Here is a 17,792-nt window from a genome sequence, read left to right as displayed (position 1 = left end):
ACGGCCCGGGCAGCAGCATTGTGAATGGACGGCACGGTTTGCGCTTGCAGCGGCGCATGGTGCAACATCGGGGTTATTCCAAACGCACACATTTCCATTTCTCCAGAAGCGGCAAACGCCGCGGCCGGAGCCTTCGTGGTCATCGACACCAACATCGCCCTCGACCTGCTGGTGTTCGACAACCCCGACTGCCTGCCGCTGGCCGCCGCGCTGGCCGCCAGCGAGCTGCGCTGGCTGGCCACTGCCTCCATGCGCAACGAGCTTGCGCGGGTGCTCGGCTACCCCCTCATCGCGGCCCGCCTGGCGCGCAGGAGCCTGGCGCCGCAGAGTGTTCTGGCGGCGTTCGACGACCGCGTGCACCTGGTCGCTGAAACGCCGCCGCGCGCCCCGTGCGTCTGCAAGGACCCGGACGACCAGGTCTTCATCGACCTGGCGGTCGCCAGGCGTGCGCGGCTGCTCAGCAAGGACCAGGCCGTGCTGACGATGCGCAAGCGGCTCGCCGCGCAAGGCGTGGTGGTGCAGGCGGTGCTGGCGCTCTAGCGGCTGGCGGAGGCCGGCCCGGCGCCGTGCCACTGCCCAAGCAGCCGTGCCACCGCTCGCACGCGCTGCGTGTCGCGGCCCCAGCGGCGGCTGGCCGGCAGGCGCTGCGCCCACTTCATGCGCCGCGCCGCCTCGGCAATGCGCGCGCGAACTTCGTCGCTCACCTCGGCCAGCGCGGCGTGCCAGTGCACCCCGGCGGCTTCGGGCGCGGCGGCCTCGAGCATCATGGCCGTGGAGTGCAGGTAGCTGAGCCAGTCGCGTGCCTGGCACTCGGCCAGCGTCATGACTTCGGAGGGGTCGTCCTCGAAGTCGATGTAGCCGATCACTCCGTCGGGGCATTGCACCAGGTTGCGGTCGAAGGCCTGGCTCAGGTGCTGGCCGTGCACGTGCACCTTGGCAATTGCGGCCAGTCCCCCGCGCCAGACGGCCAGCAGCGCGGCCGGTCCGGCCGCGGCGGCCTGGTCGAGCTTTTCCTGAAGCACGACGGTGTTGCGGCCGCTTTCGCCCAGGTCGGAAATCAGCAGGCCGTCGGGTTGTTGCGCCAGCACCGCGGGCACGCGCAGGCCGGCGGCCGCCAGTTGCCGGAGGCGCCGGGCCTCGGTGGCAATGGCCGCCTCGCCACCCGGATTGGGCACCGGCTTGATGATGTCCAGCCGCGCCATGCGCGCGACCGCCGCCATCACGCGGTAGCCCCACTTGCCATGGCGCGGGCCGGCTTTCTTGAGCCAGACGCGTTCGCTGCCCAGGCGGTGGCTGGCCACGTTCTTCTGTTGCTTGGGCAAGGCGGCGCGCAGGAACTCGGCGTAGTCGCCCGGCCCCGGCACGAACGGCTGCGCATCCAGTGGCGCGGGCGCGGAGGCCGCACCCTTGGCGCTGTGCAATCGCGCCGAAGCACCGCGTCGCAAGGGGTTCATGCAGCGAGCGCGAGACTCGACACCAGGCCGTGCGGCCCCTGTGTCACGGGCTGGAAGCTCTCGGCGCTGGCCAACGGCCAGTAGGTTCGGAACACGTTGTGCTGCTTGTCGAGCGGGCCGAGAAGGGCGCCCGGCTGCACCTGCATCACCAGGTTGCTCAAGAGGCGCACCTCGGTGTCGGAGATGCGCCGCACGATGTGGTGCGCGGTGATCTGCTGCGGATGGTCCAGGCCCGCGGCCTGCACCAGCTCCTGCAGCGCGTGGAGGGTGCTGCGGTGGAAGTTGCGAACGCGGTCGGCCTTGGTCGGCACCACCAGCGCCTGCTGGCGCACCGGGTCCTGCGTGGTCACGCCCGTGGGGCAGTGGCCGGTGTGGCAGCTTTGCGCCTGGATGCAGCCCAGCGCCATCATGAAACCACGCGCCGCGTTGCACCAGTCGGCACCCAGCGCCATCATGCGGGCCACGTCGAAGGCCGTGATCACCTTGCCGGCGCAGCCCAACTTGATGCGGTGGCGCAGGTTCACGCCGATGAGCGTGTTGTGCACCAGCAGCAGGCCCTCCTGCAGCGGCGCGCCCACGTGGTCGCTGAACTCGACCGGCGCGGCGCCCGTGCCGCCCTCGGCGCCGTCCACCACGATGAAGTCGGGCGTGATGCCGGTCGCCTGCATGGCCTTGACGATGGCGAACCACTCCCACGGATGGCCGAGGCAGAACTTGAAGCCAGTCGGCTTGCCGCCCGAAAGCTCGCGCAGCCTGGCGATGAAATGCATCATCTCGACGGGCGTGCCGAACGCGCTGTGCGAGGAGGGCGACACGCAGTCCACGCCCACCCGCACGCCGCGCGCGGCCGCGATCTCGGGCGTGACCTTGGGGGCAGGAAGCACGCCGCCGTGCCCCGGCTTGGCGCCCTGGCTCAACTTGATTTCGATCATCTTCACCTGCGGATCGCGCGCGTTGGCGCTGAAGCGCTCGGCATTGAAGGTGCCGTCCTCGTTGCGGCAGCCGAAGTAGCCCGAACCGATTTCCCAGATCAGGTCGCCGCCGTGCACGCGGTGGTGCTGCGAAATGGAGCCCTCGCCGGTGTCGTGGGCAAAGCCGCCCATCTTTGCGCCCTGGTTGAGCGCAAGGATCGCATTGGCCGACAGCGCGCCAAAGCTCATGGCCGAGATGTTGAATACGCTGGCGCTGTAAGGCTGGGTGCAAACCTGCGCGGGATTGGCCTCCGCCGGCTGCGGCGTACCGCCGATCACGATGCGGAAATCGTGGTTCGCGAGCTTGGTCGGCTGCATCGAGTGGTTGATCCACTCGTAGCCCGCAATGGTCACGTTCAGCTGCGTGCCGAAGGGGCGGTTGTCGGGGTCGCCCTTGGCGCGCTGGTACACCAGCGAGCGCTGCGCGCGCGAGAACGGTGCCGCCTCGGAATCGCTCTCGATGAAGTACTGCCGCATTTCTGGCCGGATGAATTCCAGCAGAAAGCGCAGGTGGCCGATGACCGGGTAGTTGCGCAGGATGGCGTGGCGCGTTTGCCGCAAGTCGTGCACGCCGGTCGCGCTGAGCGCCGCAAAAACCGCCAGCGCCACCCAGGCCGCCCACAGGTGCGGAGACAGCAGCACGGCGGCCAGGCTGGCGGCCAGGCCCGCCACGCACAGGGCAAAGGCGCTGTAACGCGTCGGAAACGGAATAATCGTGGACATGGGGTGAAATGACTGCCGGAGCCTGCTGCATCATAGAGGGCTGCCCCGAACTTGCCATGACGACCACCAACGACACCCCCCAGGCCGCAGCGCCCGCTTCCGCCCCTCTCGGCCCCGACGATTTCGACGCCCTCGACCATGCGCTCGACGCCATGCGCGAGCAGGACGAGGAAATTCCCCAGTGGGAGTTCTGCGAAGGCTTCATGGCCGCGCTGATCTGCACCCGCCGGCCCATCGAGCCCTCCGAATACTGGCCCGTGCTGCTGGGCGAAGGCTTCGTGCCGGCCCAGCACATGGAGTTCGTCTGGAACTGGAAGCGCCGCTGGCTTGAAATCGAGGAAGGCCTGGACGCCGACGTGCAGTCGCTCGACGACGAGCGCAGCTGGCAGCCCGAGGTGCTCGACACCCGCGGCGCCATCGCCTCGCTGCCCGAGGAAGAGCGCGCGGAGGTGGCGGGCGAGGAAATTCCCTCGTTTGCGCAAGTCTGGGCGCTGGGCTTCATGTACGCGGTCGAAAACTGGCCAGAAGACTGGGCCGCGCCGCGCGACAAGGAAGCCGCGCAGATGCTCGACGACGCGCTCGACAACATCGTGGCGCTGACCGAGGACGACAAGGCCAAGCCCACGCTCTCGATGTTCAGCGACGACGGCCCGCCGAGCGTGAGCCAGCAGCGGCTGGACGATTTCGGCGCCGCCATCTGGGCGGTGTACGACCTGCGCCAGCTCTGGAAGAGCATGGGACCGAAGGTGGAAACAATCCGCAAGGAGGCTACGCCCGGCCGCAACGATCCGTGCCCCTGCGGCAGCGGAAAAAAGTACAAGAAGTGCCACGGTGCCTAGCAGCGGGTGCGCCACCGCACCGCTGACGCCGCGCGCCGCGTGGGTCATGGTGCTGGCGCTTTGCGCCGGGGTGGCGTTGAGCCAGGCGTTCCGAACGGTGGGCGCCATCATGGCGAGCCCGCTGCAGGCCGATTTCAGGCTGTCGGCCCAGGCGCTCGGCATTTTCTCGGGCGCCTTCCATTTCGCCTTCGGTGCGATGCAGCTCTTCATGGGCATCGGCATCGACCTGCACGGGGTGCGGCGCACGGTGCTCGTCGCCTTTCCGATCGCCATTGCGGGCGCGCTGCTCTCGGCGGTGTCGTCGAGCTACCTGGTGCTGGTGGCGGGGCAGGCGCTGATCGGCATCGGCTGCGCGCCGGCCTTTCTGGTGTGCACCGTGTTCATCGCGCGGCACTTCCCGGCGGCCCGCTTTGCCACGGTTTCAGGCCTGGTGCTCGCCATCGGCGGGCTCGGCATGCTGGCCACCGGCACGCCGCTCGCATGGCTGGTGCAGGCGTATTCGTGGCGCGCGGGCTTTCTGGTGCTGGCCGTGGCCTCGGCGCTGGCGTGGCTCGCCATCTGGCGCTGGGTGCACGAGCCCGCGTCGGCCGTGCCGAAGGCGAACGAGTCCATTCCCGAGGCCATCCGCCAGTTCGGCGCGTTGCTCGCCATGCCGCACACGCTCGGCATCGTGGTGCTCGGCGCGGTGACGTATGCCGCTTTCATTTCGCTGCGCGGGCTCTGGCTCGGGCCGCTCATGATGGAGCGCCACGGCTATTCGCTGGTGCAGAGCGGCAACGTGGCGCTGGCGGTGTCGGTCATCTCGCTCTTCGGTGCGCCATTGTTCGGCCGCCTCGATCGCGACGGCGCCGCGCGGCGCCGCTGGATCGTGATCTGCGCGCTCGGCTATGCGGCGCTGTTCGCACTCATCGCCTTCACGCACTCGGCCTGGCTGGACATCGGCGGCATGGTGCTGATCGGCATGCTCTCGGGCTTCATCGTCTGGCAATACGCCGACGTGCGCGTGGCCTACCCGGTCACGCTCACGGGCCGCGCCATGGCGGTTTTCACGATGGCGATGTTCCTCGGCGTTGCGCTCATGCAGTGGGGCACCGGCGTCGCGGCATCGGTGGCCGCGGCGCACGGCGGCGACCCGCTCACGGCCGTGCTGGCCACCATCGCCGCACTGCTGGTGCTGGGTGTCGTGGCCTTCGCGTGGTTGCCCGCGCCGAAGGCCGGCACCCTCAAATCTTGAACGCGCGCTGAATATCGGGCCGGACCAGGTCCGCGTATTCGCGGTGCTTGCGGATGTAACCCGCGATGAACTGGCACACCGGAATCACGTGCAGCCCGCGTGCGCGCGCATCGTCGAGCACGTGCCTGGCGAGCGCCGAGCCGATGCCCTTGCCTTCGTTGTCGGGCAGCACTTCGGTGTGCGTGAACATGATCGCGTCGGTCAGCAGGTTGTATTCGGCAAAGCCCGCAAGCCGGCCTTCCGTCGCCGCTTCATAGCGGTGCTGCGCTTCGTTGTTGGTGAGGTTGATTTCGCTCATGGTTGGCGGGAAAGAAAGTTGGCGAGGTTGGTGGTGGCGGTCTTGCGCACCTTGTTGCGCAGCATCGGTGTCCAGCCCATCAGCAGGCCCGGCGTACCGAGCGCCTGGCGTGCCCAGGTCCAGAAGGAGAAGCTGTCGCGGTGGGTCTTGATGAGGCCTTCGGGCGTGAAAGTGAAGCGCGCCTCGACGCTGTTGTCCACGATGCGGTTCGTGGCACTGAAGCGGTAGTGCGCGTCCCAGTGCGCCTGGCCCGCGGTGGCGTCGGCCTGCACGTTGCTGCAGCTGAGCTTCCAGACGTCGGCGCCTTTGCCCCGCGTGACGGTGCAAAGCATCTTCCACATGCCGCCGACTTCTCGCTGCCCGCGCAGGGAAAAGACCTCGTCGTCGAAGACCGCATCGGGCGCATAGCAGGCGGCCATGGTGTCGGCGTCGAGCCGGGCGAAGGCATCGTAGAAGCGCTGGATGGTTTCGGTGTTGGTGTGGATGCGGGTGTCGGTGTTCATTCGTTTTCCTGGCGGCTTTCTTGGCGTTTTCTGGCGGGAGTATGCGGCCGACGAAGTCAGGCCTGCAGCAAGTGCGCCAGTGTCTGCAGCGCGTAGTGCACCGTGGCCGCGCGCACCGCGGCGCGGTCGCCGTCGAAGCGCCGGCGCTCGGTGCGAACCTGTCCATCGACCGACCAGCCGAACCACACGGTGCCGACCGGCTTCTCGGGGCTGCCGCCAGTGGGTCCGGCCACGCCGGTCACCGCCACCGCCGCGCGGGCCTTCGAGTGTGCGATGGCCCCCGCGGCCATGGCGCGCGCCACCGGTTCGCTGACCGCGCCGTGGGCTCCGATCAGCGCCGCGTCGACGCCCAGCAGTTCGGTCTTGGCCGCGTTCGAATAAGTGACGAAGCCGCGCTCGAACCATTCGCTGGAGCCTGCCAGTTCGGTGCACGCGCCGGCAATGAGCCCGCCGGTGCAGCTTTCGGCCGTGGCGAGCATCCAGCCTTTTTTCAGCAGCAGTCCGGCTGTGGCCGCGACCAGGGCGGGCGTGTCCTGGTCTGCAAGAAAGTTCGACGATGGGGTCGACGGTTCCATGAAGTTCACCATGCGCGCCAGAGCGCAATGACCAGCAGCGTGCAGAACGCCGCCACCAGGTCGTCGAGGATGATGCCGAAGCCCGCGCGCCACCAGCGCACTTCGGTGGCATCGCGCTGCTTGAACAGCGCGTCGGCCCAGGCCACCGGCCCCGGCTTGGCGGCATCGAAGAAGCGGAACAGCCCGAACGCGATGACCTGCGCGAGCAGGCCGGCCGGCGTGACGAGCCAGAGCACGATCCAGAACGCGACCACCTCGTCCCACACGATGCTGCCCGGGTCGGCCACGCCCATGTCGCGTGCGGTGACGCTGCAGGCCCACCAGCCGATGGGCAGCGAAGCCAGGATGATCCAGCCGATGGTGGCGGGCGTGAACCACAGCTGCATGACCGCAAAGGCCGCCCAGGCCCAGAGCGTGCCGACCGTGCCGGGCGCCACGCGCGGCATTCCCGAGCCGAAGCCCAGGGCGATGAAGTGCGCCGGGTGCGAGAACAGGAATGCCCTCGTGGGCCGGCGCGGCGCGCCCTGCGGAGTGGGACCGGCGGACGATGAGGAAGACGAAGGAGGAGGCGGAGGAACGGCTTGCATCAGGCAGCAGTGTCGCGCATCCGCGGTCACGCCGAAGCCCCTATTTATCAAAGCGTTATCTTGTTTAATTCAAGAATGAAGCCTAGCATCAGGCCCTTGCTTCGACATTCGCGTCCTTCCCGGACGCCGCCCAATGCCTGCCACACCCACCTCCACCGCCGATACCGGTTCGCCGATTTCCGACCCGTCCACCACCGCCTGGGGCGACCTTTTCCGCGGCCGCAACGGCTGGCGCGCCCTGGCGCTGACGGGCGGCGTCGCGCTTCACGCCGTGAATGTGCACATCGTGACCACCGTGCTGCCTTCGGTGGTGAACGAAATCGGCGGGCTCGACTGGTACGCATGGAGCACCACGCTGTTCGTGGTGGGGTCGATCGTCGGTGCCACGCTCTCGGTGCGCTTGCTCGCCATGCTGGGGCCGCGCGGTGCATGCCTGGCGGCGCTGGCGGCATTCACCGCGGGCTCGATGGGTTGCGCCCTGGCACCGGCCATGCCCTGGCTGCTCGCGGGCCGCACGGTGCAGGGAGTGGGCGGCGGCATGCTCGCCGCGCTGAGTTATGCGTTGATCCAGCTGGTGTTTGCGCCGCGGCTGTGGCCTCGCGCGGTGGCACTGGTGTCGGGGATGTGGGGCGTGGCCACGCTCTGCGGTCCGGCGGTCGGCGGGCTGTTTGCGCAGGCGGGGCACTGGCGCTGGGCCTTCTGGTCCTTGCTGCCGCTGGCGGCGGTGCAGGCCTTGTTGGTCGCCGTGCAGCTGCGGCCCGGCGCCGGCGTGCGGCACGTGCGTCCGGCCGACATGCCGCGCATTCCCGCGTTGCAGATCGGTTTGCTTGCGGCGTCGGTGCTGGTGATTGCGGCGAGCGAGTTCGGACCCGCGCTGGCCTGGCAGGCCGTCGGCGTGGCGCTGGGGCTTGGGCTCGGCGTGGCCGCCACCCGGATCGACCGGCATGCCGCGGTGCGCTTGCTGCCGACCGGCGCCTACAGGGTGAGCGCGCCGATGGGTGCCATCTACGCCAGCGTGGTGCTGCTGATGATCGGCACCACCACCGAAATCTTCGTGCCGTATTTCCTGCAGCTGCTGCACGGCCAATCGCCGTTGTCGGCGGGCTATCTCACGGCGGCGATGGCCGGCGGCTGGAGCGCCGGTTCGCTGCTGTCGTCCGGGCGCAGCGGTACGGGAGCCGACCGCATGCTGCGCGCCGGGCCGGTGGTCTGCACGCTGGGGCTGGTGGTGCTGGCCGTGCTGTTGCCGGGGCATGGCCGGCTCGCCGCGGGCGTCGAAACGCTGCTTGTCGCCGTCGCACTGGGTGCCGTCGGCCTGGGCGTGGGCATCGGCTGGCCGCACCTGGTCACGCGCGTGATGTCGCTTGCACCCGCGGGGCAGGAAGGCCTGGCTTCGGCCTCGATCACGACCGTGCAGCTCTACGGCCTGGCGGTGGGTGCGGCGGTGGCGGGGCTGGTGGCGAACGCGGGCGGCCTCACCGCGCCGGGCGGCGTGGCGGGCGCACGCTCTGCCGCCGTCTGGCTGTTCGCGAGCTTTGCGCTCGCGCCAGCGCTGGCGGCATGGCTCATTGCCCGATTCGCTGCTGCCGCGCGCCATCGATGAAGAACGGCGGGCGCGATGCGCCGAGCCCGGTCCAGGCCATCACGCCACCACACCTTCCCATCTCAGCAGCCGCCTGCGGCTCTGCAGATGCCGCCTCTCCCCGCGCAGCTGTGCCACCAGTTCGTAGGCATCGGGCGGCACATAGGCGCCGCGCCAGGCCACGTGCTGGTCGGCGCGGCACAGCACCAGGCGGTGCATGTACGCGGGCGGTACCTCCGCGGCGTCGATGTCGACCACGGTCAGCGGCATGTCGTAGGCGCGCGCCGCGCGCTCGAGCGCCGACACGTCCGCGCTGCGATCGAAGCGCAGCAGCGTGTAGCCCGGCCCGAAAGCGTCGTAGAGCGAACGGCCGTCGGTCAGCCAGAAATGCGGCGCGCGGCAGCCCGGCACGGTGGAGGGCGTGAAGCCGCCCATCGAATAGGTCGGCGGCGTGTGCTCGCCATCGGCCACGATGATCGGCGAACCGGTATAGAAGTAGCCGAAGTTCAGGCCCGCGCAGCAGAACTGCTGCACGTTGAGGTCGTAGGCCTCGCGTCCGATCTCCGCGCGCAGCGCATCGCCCTCGGGGCCGGGTGCCTCGATGTCCTGCGGCACGGCGCGGCGCGCGCGAATCATCTTCTGCGCATGCTCCATCGCGAAGTTCGACACCTGTTCGGTGATCGGCAGGCGCTCGGCTTCGTACGCATCGAGAATGCCGTCGTCGCCCCAGCCCTGCACGCAGGCCGAGAGCAGCCACGAGAGGTTGAGCGCATCGGCAATACCCGCGTTCATGCCGTATCCCGCATAGGGCACCCAAAGGTGCGCCGCATCGCCCGCGAGGAACACGCGGCCTTCGCGAAAACGGTTGGCCACGAGACGGCGCCCCACCCAGTCTTCCTTGCTGACGATCTCGTAGGAGAAATCGGGCCCCACGCCCAGAATTTCACGCAGCGACTGGTCGCGGTCGACCGAATCGAACTCGGGTTCGTCGGTGTTCAGGTGGTTGTGCACCAGCCAGGTTTCTTGCCCGTCGATGGCAAACATCGTGCCGCAGCGGCGCGGGTTCATCGCGTAGCAGGACCACGCGGGCTTGCCCGGAATCAGCGCGCGCAGCTGCGGCGCGCGAATGAGGGTCGACTGCACGCGCTGGATCACCGCCGTGCCCTCGAGCCTGGCGCCGATCTGCTTGCGCACCGCGGAGCTGCCGCCGTCGCAGCCCACCATGTAACGGCAGCGGATGTGGCGCGTTGCGTGGCTGTCGAGATCGGTGGCGGTCACGCTCACGCCCTCGCCGTCCTGCGTGAACGCGGTGAACTGGGTCCGGTTGAGCAACTGCACGCCGGGCAGCGCCGCCGCGTGCCTGAGCAGAATCGGCTCCAGATAGATCTGGTTGATGCGGTGCGGCGGCTCGGGCGTGGGCCACCGCGCGTCGGGCCCTTCGGTTTCGGTATAGCGGTCGCGCCGGCAGGGAATGGGAATGCGCGCGAGCTCCGTGCCCGTTGCGCTGGTGCGGAGCACCACGTCGTTGGGATAGTCGGCGGGCAGCCCCGCGTCACGCAGCTTCTGCGCCACGCCGAGGCGGCGGAACTGCTCCATGGTGCGCGAGGACACGTGGTTGCACTTCACGCTCGGCGGCTCGGCGAAGCGGCGGGTCTCGCAAAGGACGACCGAGACGCCGTGCGCGGCCAGGTCCATTGCCAGCGTGAGGCCCACCGGGCCGGCACCGACGATCAGCACGTCGGCGTTGAGGGTCTTGTCTGTCATGGTTCTCGAAACCTTCAGTCGAGCTTGATGCGGGCGTCCTGGATCACCTGGGCCCACTTCTTCGTTTCGGCGCGGATGTACGCATCGAAGGCCTCCGACGTGCCCGGCGCGGGCTCCACGCCGAGGTTGCGCATTGCCGTTTTGTTCTGCTCGTCCGCCAATGCGGCGTTGATCTCGGCATTGAGCCGCGCCACCACCGGCGCCGGCGTGCCCGCGGGCGCCACCACACCGAACCAGCCTGTCGAGTCGTAGCCGGGCAGCCCCGCCTCGGCCACGGTCGGCACGTCGGGCAGCATGGGCAGGCGCTCGGGGCTCGTCACCGCGAACGCGACAAGCTTGCCCGCCTTGATCTGCTGCAGCGCCGAAGGCAGGTCGACCACCGCGAGCGGGACTTGCCCCGCCAATGCATCGAGTGCCGCCGGCCCCGAGCCGCGATAGGGCACCTCCACCAGCTTGATGCCGGCCATCTGCGAGAACAGCGCGGCCGAAAGATGCATGGCCGTGCCATTGCCGCCATGGCCGATGGAGAGCGAGCCCGGCTTTGCCTTGGCAAGTGCAATCAGCTCGCGCTGCGTCTTTGCGGCCACCGAGGGATGCCCGACGATCACGAAGGGAATGGCCGCGAGCATGCCCACCGGCCTGAAGTCCTTGAGCGGATCGAAGGGCATCTGCGGATACAGGCTCGTGTTGGCCGACAGCGCGCCGGCCGCGCCCACGCCCAGCGTGTAGCCGTCGGCGGGTGCCTTGGCCACCAGCGAAAGACCCACGTTGCCGCCCGCGCCGGGGCGGTTGTCCACGACCACCTGCTGGCCGAGCTTTTCGTTCAGCCGCGGCACCAGCATGCGCACCACGCCGTCGGCGCTGCCGCCGGGCGGAAAGGTCACCACGACGCGGATCGGTTTGTTCGGGAAGTCGCCGGCCGGGGCTTGGGCCTGCACTTGGGTAGCGCAGGCCAGAAGTGCGCAGGCCGCGGTCAGCAGCAGCTGCCGTCGAAGTGCGCGTGCCCGGCGGGCCATCGTTGCAGTCATCGAAATCTCTCCTTGAATATTGGTTTTGTTTGACGCGAATTGAACGATGCCAGCATTTATCCGTAAATCAAGGAATTCCGAATCAAATATCATCTTTTCTAATGAATGCAAACTTCAGTCCTACGCTTCGTCAATTGCGTGCATTTCTCGCGGTGTACCAATTGCGCCAGCTCAGTGCGGCGGCGCAAAGGCTGTTTGTGACGCAGTCGGCGGTGAGCATGCTGATCCGCCAGCTGGAGGACGGGCTGGGCACGCGCCTGTTCGACCGCACCACGCGTTCGCTCAAGCCCACCGCCGCGGCGGAAGAAATGCTCGCCACCGTCGAGCGCGTGTTGCGCGATGTCGATTCGCTCTCCGCGGATTTCCGTGACCTGGCCACGCTCGAGCGCGGGCGCGTGACGCTGGCCATTACGCCGACCGTCGCGTCGCTGCTTCTGCCCGATGCGATGCGCGTGTTTGCCAAGCAGCATCCCAAGGTGCGCGTGCTGGTGAACGACTGCGCGCCCGACCAGTTCATTTCGCGCATCCTCGGCGAGCATGTGGATTTCGGCATCGGCACGCCCGAGCGGCCCGGCGCCGAGGTCGAGACGCAGCGGCTGATGCGCGACCATCTCGCGCTGGTGTGCCGCACCGACCACCCGCTGGCCAAGGCCCGCGTGGTCCGCTGGGCCGACCTCGGACGCTACCCCGTCATCACCGTGCGGCCCGGCTATGGTGTGCGGCCGCTGATCGACGGCGCTGCGGCCGAGGGCGGCGTGGTGCTCGACGTGGTGAACGAGGTGTCGTTCCTTTCAACGGCGCTGTGGATGACCGCCGCCGGCATGGGCCCGTCGATCATGCCCTCGGCCTTCGCCCGCGCGGCGAACGATCCGTCGCTGGTGATCAAGCTGCTCAGCGCGCCGCGCTTGTCGCGCGACATCTCGGTGGTCACCAAGCGCGGGCATTCGCTGTCGGCGGCGGCGCGCAGCTTCATCGACGTGCTGAAGCAATCGCTCTAGGCCTTTTTCCGTACTGACCGGCCGGATCGGTCGGCCGTATGCTTGGCGGCTCATTCAAGCGCGAAAGCCTATTCATCATGAAAAAAAACCTGGTCCGTTTCAACGCGTTGTGTCTGTGCCTCGCGTTCGGCTTCCTGCTCGCGGCGTGCGGCAACAAGGAGGCCGAGCAGCGCACCGCGTTCATCGGCTTCCTGCAGACCCGCGTGCTCGACAAGCCGGGCCTGCGCGTGCCCACGCCCACTGCCGACGAGAAAGCCTCCTTCGGCGACTATGCGCAGCACTACGCGGTGATTGCCGACTTCAACGAAGGCATGAACAAGTCGGTCAGCCAGCCGATGGGCCAGGTGATGGCCAAGGGCGCGCTGCGCTCGATTGCCGATCTCTCGTCGCGGCGCGACGACCTCAAGGCCGCGAAAGACGGCCTGGGCGGCCTGCGTACCGCGCTGGATCAGGAGCTTGCCAAGGCCGACGCCGCGCATGCCAAGCTCAAGCAGCCCGACGACCTGAAGCAGGTCTACGACAAGGCGTACGAAAAGACCGTGTCGGCTCCGGCGGCCACCTTCAAGGAAGTGTTCCCCGCACTCGACACCGTGTTCGCTGGCGCGCTCGCGGTGGGCGACTTCATCGAGCAGAACAAGTCGAAGATCCAGGTCTCCGGCTCGACCGTGACAGTGACCGACCCTGCGGTGCAGGCACAGCTCAACAAGATGCTGCAGGACCTCAACGGCCATTCGAAGGCCATCAATGCCGCCCAGGCAAAGATGCAGACGATGGTCCGCGGATCCTGATCAGACGAAGTGGTCGAACGATCCGAATCGCTGCGTAACCGGTGAACCGCTCGCGTCCACGATGCGCAGGCCCCCTTCGGCGTCGATGCGGCCGATGCGCGTCACGCGCGTGGCGCTCTCCTGGCCGGCTTGCTCGACCGCGGCCCGCGCCGAGGGCGCCGCGGTAAAAACCAGTTCGTAGTCGTCGCCGCCCGAGAGCGCGCAGGTGCGCAGCGTTTCGCGGCCCAGACCCGCCGTTGCGGCGGCGGCCACCACGCTCGTGGCCGCGTCGGCATCGAGCGTTGCGCCCACCCGGCTCGACGCGAGGATGTGGCCCAGGTCGCCGACAAGGCCGTCGCTCACATCCACCGCCGCTGAGGCGGTGCCGCGCAGCGCCTGGCCCAGCGCCACGCGCGGCGTGGGCTGCTCCATGCGCAGTCGCGCCTGCTCGAAGACATCGGCGGGCAATGCGAGCGTGCCGCGAAACACCTCGAGCGCCAGCCGCGCATCGCCGAGCGTGCCGCTGACCCAGATGTCGTCGCCGGCGCGCGCGCCCGAGCGCAGCAGCGCCGCGCCGGCCGGCACTTCGCCGAACACGGTGATGCAGATGTTGAGCGGGCCGCGCGTGGTGTCGCCGCCCACGAGTTCGCAGCCGTGCGCATCGGCCAGCGCGAAGAGGCCGCGCGAAAAGCCTTCGAGCCAGGGTTCGTCGACCCCGGGCAGCGCCAGCGCGAGCGTGAAGGCCAGCGGCTTGGCACCGCACGCCGCGAGATCGCTGAGGTTCACCGCCAGCGCCTTGTGGCCGAGCCGCGCCGCATCGACCGTCGAGAGAAAGTGCCGGCCTTCGACCAGCATGTCGGAGGACACGGCCAGCTGCATGCCCGGCGCGGGCGCGAGCAAGGCGCAGTCGTCGCCCACGCCGAGCGGAGAGCGCTTGGCGGGGCGCTTGAAGTAGCGTGCGATCAGGTCGAATTCACCCATGGGGCGAGCATAAGCGCTGCAGCACCCCTCAGAGGCATGACGGGCCTGCTTGCGCGAGGCATGCCTTGGTTACGACCGGGCCTGGAACTGAAATAGCGTGCCGCGTGGGCCGCGCTAGAGATGGGTACTCGGATATCTCAGGTCAGGCATCTTCTGCGTTGCGGGGCAGGCTTCATGCTTGTCGGCGGCTTCTGCGCTCACCGCCCGAGCGCCCGAGCGCACCGTCGCTCGACCGGCCATCGGTCCTGGTGGACTGCTGCGATGCCCTTCTTGTAGAAGAACTGCGCACCTGCTCTTCGACCGGATGCAACCGCGCCCGGCCCTCCATTTGTTCCAGCTGCTTCTGCCGCTCGGCGATGGCCAGCGTCTGCGCATCCTCGCCATGGCGGTAGACGCTGAACGTCTTCTGCAGGAGCTTGCCGGGCCCGATGTAGGTGTGCGCCGACCATTGGCGCGGCCGGCCGTCGGGTCCCAACACGCAAGTGACGCCCACAATGCCTGTCTTGTTGTTGCTGCGTAACTTGTTGGCTCTTTGCTGGCGCATGACCGGCGGGTGCTGCCGGACGACGTCATCGCGCCAGGCCTGCGCCTGCGCCAATGCGTCTTGAACGCCGCCAAGCTTCGCGAACGAGAATGTCTTGCTGAAACGTTGCCGGCTGCGTTCCAGCTTGACCAGCCAATAGGTCTTGTGGCGAACGATGCCGTACATGGCGGCGTCGTTCTGGCCGTTGCCCAAGCGGTTGCTCGCCGCATCCAGCTCGGCTTTCACGGCGAAGCCTGCGACCATCAAGTTCAACTGCCGCTCGCGTTCGGCAATGGCCAGCTGCTTGGCTGCCCTCGAAAAGCGCGCGATGCTGAAGGTCTCGCGGATGAGCGTGCCATCCACCATCGGGGTTTCGGCGCACCAGCAGCTGGACGGCTTGTCCGGCCCCGCGACGTAGGTGACACCGCCAAGCTTGCCGTTGCAGATCGCGCGTTCGATGGTGCGCCAACGGGGAATCTGCGGATGTTCCTGCATGAGATGGTCGCGCCGGGCCTGGGCCAGGGCCAGCGCCTCGGGTTCGCTGCGGATCGCCCCGAACTTGAACAGGTGGCGGTGCTCGATGCCGTTGCGCGACAGCTGCACCCACCATCCGTCGGACGAGCGCACAAGACAACGAAGAGATGGCGGATTCGCGGTTCCTTTGGGCATGGGGCTATGGCTGCGAATGAAGTGGCAGTCTGTTCAGCTCTGACGCGTCGCCCTGCTGTGATGAACGTACAGATAGATCAGGCCGACGGGCGCGATGAAGATGGCGAAGGTCCAGCACACCAGCATCGTGAACAATTTGACGAAGAGCATGAAGATGGCGTTCACATAGAACGTGTTCGCGCCCAGCAGGAAATTGATCACGCCCTCGTAGACGAAGCGCGAATAGGGGTAGAGAAACGTGTTCGCGACCAGGAAGACCGCCATCCCGAGCGACATGATGTGGGGTGAGCGGCTGGCAAAGAAAACGAAGAATGCCGCAAAGCACAGGCCGAACACGAACTGACGGAAGTAGTAAGCGGGGGTCAATCCGCCGAAGGTTTTGGCGAGCAATGGATGCATGGTGTTTTGTTCAAACAGTTGTTGTGATCGGATGCCGGCGTTCAGAAGCGCCAGATGAATCGGTGGGGTGTGGCAGGCACTTTCTTGATCTTTCCTAATTCCTTTTGAGGTTCAAAAGCTCGCATTGAGATTGAACCCAAAGGTGGTCCTGGCCGTGCGATACCCCTCGGGCTTGCTGATCGGCGCGCCCATGAAGAAGTCATAGCTCAACTTGCTCCACTGCCCCCGCACCCCGACCACCGCACCCGCGAGACTCCGGCCCAGCAAGTCCACCGTCGAGCGCCCGCCCACATGCCCGTAGTCGGCGCCGACATACAGCTCCGCCCCGCTCTGCCCTGAACCCGTGGGGATGGCCCACCCGATGTCATTGCGAATCAGCCAGCCCCGCTCGCCCATCAGGCTCGTCTCGCCGTCGAAGCCGCGCACCGTGTAGCGCCCGCCGATGGCGAACCGGTCCTGCGACATCAGCGGCGTGCGGTTCCACTGCGCGCGGATCAAGCCCGAATAGCGCAGCTTCTGTTCGCCCAGCTTGAACGGCGCATTCAGGCTCACCTCGGCCGTGTACAGCTTCATCCGCGACGTGCCGTCCAGCGGCTCGGCGGGGTTGTCGCGGTGGTAGATCTCTTGCGGCGAGGTCCTGGCGCCGAAGCCGCCCGTGCCGTGCTTGAACGCCAGCGTGCCCTCCAGCGTGGCCTCGCCGATGAACTCCTTGTGGTTCAGGCCGAGCTCCCAGCCACCGACCACTTGGCGCTGCACCGGCACTTCCGTGTCTTCGATGAGGCTGCGCGACTCCCTGCGGAAGCCCTTGAGCGCCAGCGTCGTCTTGCGGCTCTGGTCGCGGTACAGCAGGCGCGAGAGCTTGACCTCGGCATTGTTGGACTTGCCGGCGTAGGTGATGGGCCCGTTGAAACTCTCCACGCTCTGGTGGTACTGGCTGTTCGAGGCCGTGAACCCCAGCATCCAGTACCCGTACGGCAGCGAGTAGTGCACCGTCTGACCTTCGGTGCCGTAGCTCGGCTCCGACAGGAAATGGTTGTTGATGCTGTGGTTGGCGCTCAGGTAGAACAGGTCGTTCAGCCCGAAGGGGTTGTCCACCGACACCGTGGCGCCGGCCTGGTAGCGGCCGGTGGCCTCGGTGCCGCTGTCGTCCAGGCTCAGGGCCACGCGCCACTTCTTGGCCTGCACGTACTTGACCACCAGGTCGCTGTCGCCCGGCCTGGCATTGGGCGCGGTCGAGGGCTCGATCTGGATGTCGGCCTCGGCCGTGGGGGCGCGCTTCAAGTTCTCCAGCCCCTGCTCGATGTCGCGCAGGTTCAGCAGGTCGCCCGGCCGGGCGGGAATGGCGGAGCCCAGCAAGGCGCCGCTGCCCAGCAGCGTGGCCGAAGAATCGGGCGTCAGGCGGATGGCCGCGATGCGCCCGGGCACCAGCGAGAGGGTCAGGGTACCGGTGGCGAGATCCTGCGGCGCGGCCAGCACCCGGGTGGTGACGAAGCCGCGCGCGATCGCCGCCTGCTGGGCGCGGGCGAGCACCACGTTCACGCCTGCGGTGCCCAGGCAGCGGCCGAGGGGGGAATCATCACCAGCAGGCCCGGACAGATCGGAGACAGCCCACTGGAAGGCCTCGGCCTGCTCGCCGACCAGCAGCACGCGGTCGATACGGAAGCACGGCGACTCGGACTCGGGAATGCGTGCCACAGGGGCAGGCGGGGCCGCCTGTGGGCGCTGGTCGACGGTGCGCTCGTTCTGCTCGCGCAGGGCGCGTTCGCGTTCCTGCTGGCGTTGTTGTTCGACGAAGGCTTGAGGCGTCGTCGGCGTTTGCTGCGCGACCGCCCACAACGGAGAAGCGGCGAGGGCCACGGCCAGCGCCATGCGCGTGCGCCGAGGCACGACCGAGGAA

Annotated in this window: 18 protein-coding genes; 6 read left to right on the top strand and 12 right to left on the bottom strand. The window is 68.0% G+C overall.

Going from position 1 to position 17,792, the window contains the following annotated elements; translation table 11 throughout:
• Positions 1-135 precede the first annotated feature (135 nt).
• Positions 136-540, top strand: coding sequence for a putative toxin-antitoxin system toxin component, PIN family (locus tag ABIC94_RS15215; RefSeq protein WP_354373837.1), 405 nt, complete (start codon positions 136-138; stop codon positions 538-540).
• Here the strand turns inward: ABIC94_RS15215 and ABIC94_RS15210 are convergent.
• Both ABIC94_RS15210 and ABIC94_RS15205 read right to left on the bottom strand, forming a co-directional pair.
• Complete coding sequence (locus ABIC94_RS15210) at positions 537-1,454, bottom strand: hypothetical protein (protein ID WP_354373836.1); 918 nt, start codon at positions 1,452-1,454, stop codon at positions 537-539. The genes ABIC94_RS15215 and ABIC94_RS15210 overlap by 4 nt on opposite strands.
• Positions 1,451-3,148 carry an FMN-binding glutamate synthase family protein gene (locus tag ABIC94_RS15205; RefSeq protein WP_354373835.1) on the bottom strand — a complete coding sequence of 566 codons (1,698 nt, stop codon included), beginning with the start codon at positions 3,146-3,148 and terminating at the stop codon, positions 1,451-1,453. Before ABIC94_RS15205 ends, ABIC94_RS15210 begins: the two co-directional genes overlap by 4 nt.
• Before the next feature lie 56 nt (positions 3,149-3,204).
• Between ABIC94_RS15205 and ABIC94_RS15200 the strand changes: the two genes are divergently transcribed.
• Positions 3,205-3,987, top strand: a complete 783-nt coding sequence (locus ABIC94_RS15200) for a UPF0149 family protein (protein WP_354373834.1) — start codon at positions 3,205-3,207, stop codon at positions 3,985-3,987.
• Positions 3,988-4,033: 46 nt separating this feature from the next.
• On the top strand, positions 4,034-5,221 hold the full coding sequence (locus tag ABIC94_RS15195; protein WP_354373964.1) for an MFS transporter: 1,188 nt from the start codon (positions 4,034-4,036) through the stop codon (positions 5,219-5,221).
• On the opposite strand, the gene ABIC94_RS15190 is transcribed toward ABIC94_RS15195, so the two are convergent.
• The 4 genes from ABIC94_RS15190 to ABIC94_RS15175 are packed head-to-tail and all read right to left on the bottom strand — an operon-like array spanning position 5,211 to position 7,184.
• A complete protein-coding gene (locus ABIC94_RS15190; RefSeq protein ID WP_354373833.1) occupies positions 5,211-5,519 on the bottom strand; it encodes a GNAT family N-acetyltransferase in 309 nt (102 codons plus the stop codon). The genes ABIC94_RS15195 and ABIC94_RS15190 overlap by 11 nt on opposite strands.
• Positions 5,516-6,022, bottom strand: a complete 507-nt coding sequence (locus tag ABIC94_RS15185; protein ID WP_354373832.1) for a nuclear transport factor 2 family protein — start codon at positions 6,020-6,022, stop codon at positions 5,516-5,518. The genes ABIC94_RS15190 and ABIC94_RS15185 overlap by 4 nt, the downstream gene beginning before the upstream one ends.
• Before the next feature lie 56 nt (positions 6,023-6,078).
• Positions 6,079-6,597, bottom strand: a complete 519-nt coding sequence (locus ABIC94_RS15180) for a CinA family protein (protein ID WP_436318020.1) — start codon at positions 6,595-6,597, stop codon at positions 6,079-6,081.
• 5 nt (positions 6,598-6,602) lie between these two features.
• Positions 6,603-7,184, bottom strand: a complete 582-nt coding sequence (locus ABIC94_RS15175) for a phosphatidylglycerophosphatase A family protein (RefSeq protein WP_354373830.1) — start codon at positions 7,182-7,184, stop codon at positions 6,603-6,605.
• A 133-nt stretch (positions 7,185-7,317) separates the two neighbouring features.
• Between ABIC94_RS15175 and ABIC94_RS15170 the strand changes: the two genes are divergently transcribed.
• Complete coding sequence (locus ABIC94_RS15170; protein ID WP_354373829.1) at positions 7,318-8,787, top strand: MFS transporter; 1,470 nt, start codon at positions 7,318-7,320, stop codon at positions 8,785-8,787.
• 39 nt (positions 8,788-8,826) lie between these two features.
• On the opposite strand, the gene ABIC94_RS15165 is transcribed toward ABIC94_RS15170, so the two are convergent.
• Positions 8,827-10,530 (bottom strand): FAD-dependent oxidoreductase, encoded by a 1,704-nt coding sequence (locus tag ABIC94_RS15165; RefSeq protein ID WP_354373828.1) that lies wholly within the window; start codon positions 10,528-10,530, stop codon positions 8,827-8,829.
• A gap of 14 nt (positions 10,531-10,544) precedes the next feature.
• Positions 10,545-11,558, bottom strand: coding sequence for a Bug family tripartite tricarboxylate transporter substrate binding protein (locus ABIC94_RS15160; protein WP_354373827.1), 1,014 nt, complete (start codon positions 11,556-11,558; stop codon positions 10,545-10,547).
• Between the two features lie 134 nt (positions 11,559-11,692).
• Here ABIC94_RS15160 and ABIC94_RS15155 point away from each other — a divergent pair, with 134 nt between their 5' ends.
• Positions 11,693-12,556, top strand: a complete 864-nt coding sequence (locus ABIC94_RS15155) for a LysR family transcriptional regulator (protein WP_354373826.1) — start codon at positions 11,693-11,695, stop codon at positions 12,554-12,556.
• A gap of 77 nt (positions 12,557-12,633) precedes the next feature.
• The gene (locus ABIC94_RS15150) at positions 12,634-13,344 is read left to right on the top strand and encodes a DUF3053 domain-containing protein (RefSeq protein WP_354373825.1); all 711 of its coding nucleotides are present in this window, start codon (positions 12,634-12,636) and stop codon (positions 13,342-13,344) included.
• Here ABIC94_RS15150 and thiL read toward each other — a convergent pair whose 3' ends face one another.
• The 4 genes from thiL to ABIC94_RS15130 all read right to left on the bottom strand — a co-directional run bounded on the left by thiL (position 13,345) and on the right by ABIC94_RS15130 (position 17,764).
• Positions 13,345-14,304, bottom strand: a complete 960-nt coding sequence (gene thiL, locus ABIC94_RS15145) for a thiamine-phosphate kinase (protein ID WP_354373824.1) — start codon at positions 14,302-14,304, stop codon at positions 13,345-13,347.
• A 172-nt stretch (positions 14,305-14,476) separates the two neighbouring features.
• Positions 14,477-15,430 carry a hypothetical protein gene (locus tag ABIC94_RS15140; protein ID WP_354373823.1) on the bottom strand — a complete coding sequence of 318 codons (954 nt, stop codon included), beginning with the start codon at positions 15,428-15,430 and terminating at the stop codon, positions 14,477-14,479.
• Positions 15,431-15,529: 99 nt separating this feature from the next.
• A complete protein-coding gene (locus ABIC94_RS15135) occupies positions 15,530-15,895 on the bottom strand; it encodes a hypothetical protein (protein WP_354373822.1) in 366 nt (121 codons plus the stop codon).
• Positions 15,896-16,006: 111 nt separating this feature from the next.
• On the bottom strand, positions 16,007-17,764 hold the full coding sequence (locus ABIC94_RS15130; protein WP_354373963.1) for a ShlB/FhaC/HecB family hemolysin secretion/activation protein: 1,758 nt from the start codon (positions 17,762-17,764) through the stop codon (positions 16,007-16,009).
• Between the last annotated feature and the right edge of the window lie 28 nt (positions 17,765-17,792).

It is taken from the genome of Variovorax paradoxus, from assembly GCF_040544635.1.
Lineage (GTDB): Bacteria > Pseudomonadota > Gammaproteobacteria > Burkholderiales > Burkholderiaceae_C > Variovorax > Variovorax paradoxus_R.
This window is presented reverse-complemented; position numbering and strand designations above follow the sequence as displayed.

Bases quoted from the DNA above. Each gene is read 5' to 3' on its own strand.
- ABIC94_RS15210 (WP_354373836.1), bottom strand. From the start codon at position 1,454: ATGAACCCCTTGCGACGCGGTGCTTCGGCGCGATTGCACAGCGCCAAG.
- ABIC94_RS15205 (WP_354373835.1), bottom strand. From the start codon at position 3,148: ATGTCCACGATTATTCCGTTTCCGACGCGTTACAGCGCCTTTGCCCTG.
- ABIC94_RS15200 (WP_354373834.1), top strand. From the start codon at position 3,205: ATGACGACCACCAACGACACCCCCCAGGCCGCAGCGCCCGCTTCCGCC.
- ABIC94_RS15195 (WP_354373964.1), top strand. From the start codon at position 4,034: ATGGTGCTGGCGCTTTGCGCCGGGGTGGCGTTGAGCCAGGCGTTCCGA.
- ABIC94_RS15190 (WP_354373833.1), bottom strand. From the start codon at position 5,519: ATGAGCGAAATCAACCTCACCAACAACGAAGCGCAGCACCGCTATGAA.
- ABIC94_RS15185 (WP_354373832.1), bottom strand. From the start codon at position 6,022: ATGAACACCGACACCCGCATCCACACCAACACCGAAACCATCCAGCGC.
- ABIC94_RS15180 (WP_436318020.1), bottom strand. From the start codon at position 6,597: ATGGAACCGTCGACCCCATCGTCGAACTTTCTTGCAGACCAGGACACG.
- ABIC94_RS15175 (WP_354373830.1), bottom strand. From the start codon at position 7,184: ATGCAAGCCGTTCCTCCGCCTCCTCCTTCGTCTTCCTCATCGTCCGCC.
- ABIC94_RS15170 (WP_354373829.1), top strand. From the start codon at position 7,318: ATGCCTGCCACACCCACCTCCACCGCCGATACCGGTTCGCCGATTTCC.
- ABIC94_RS15165 (WP_354373828.1), bottom strand. From the start codon at position 10,530: ATGACAGACAAGACCCTCAACGCCGACGTGCTGATCGTCGGTGCCGGC.
- ABIC94_RS15160 (WP_354373827.1), bottom strand. From the start codon at position 11,558: ATGACTGCAACGATGGCCCGCCGGGCACGCGCACTTCGACGGCAGCTG.
- ABIC94_RS15150 (WP_354373825.1), top strand. From the start codon at position 12,634: ATGAAAAAAAACCTGGTCCGTTTCAACGCGTTGTGTCTGTGCCTCGCG.
- thiL (WP_354373824.1), bottom strand. From the start codon at position 14,304: ATGGGTGAATTCGACCTGATCGCACGCTACTTCAAGCGCCCCGCCAAG.
- ABIC94_RS15135 (WP_354373822.1), bottom strand. From the start codon at position 15,895: ATGCATCCATTGCTCGCCAAAACCTTCGGCGGATTGACCCCCGCTTAC.
- ABIC94_RS15130 (WP_354373963.1), bottom strand. From the start codon at position 17,764: ATGGCGCTGGCCGTGGCCCTCGCCGCTTCTCCGTTGTGGGCGGTCGCG.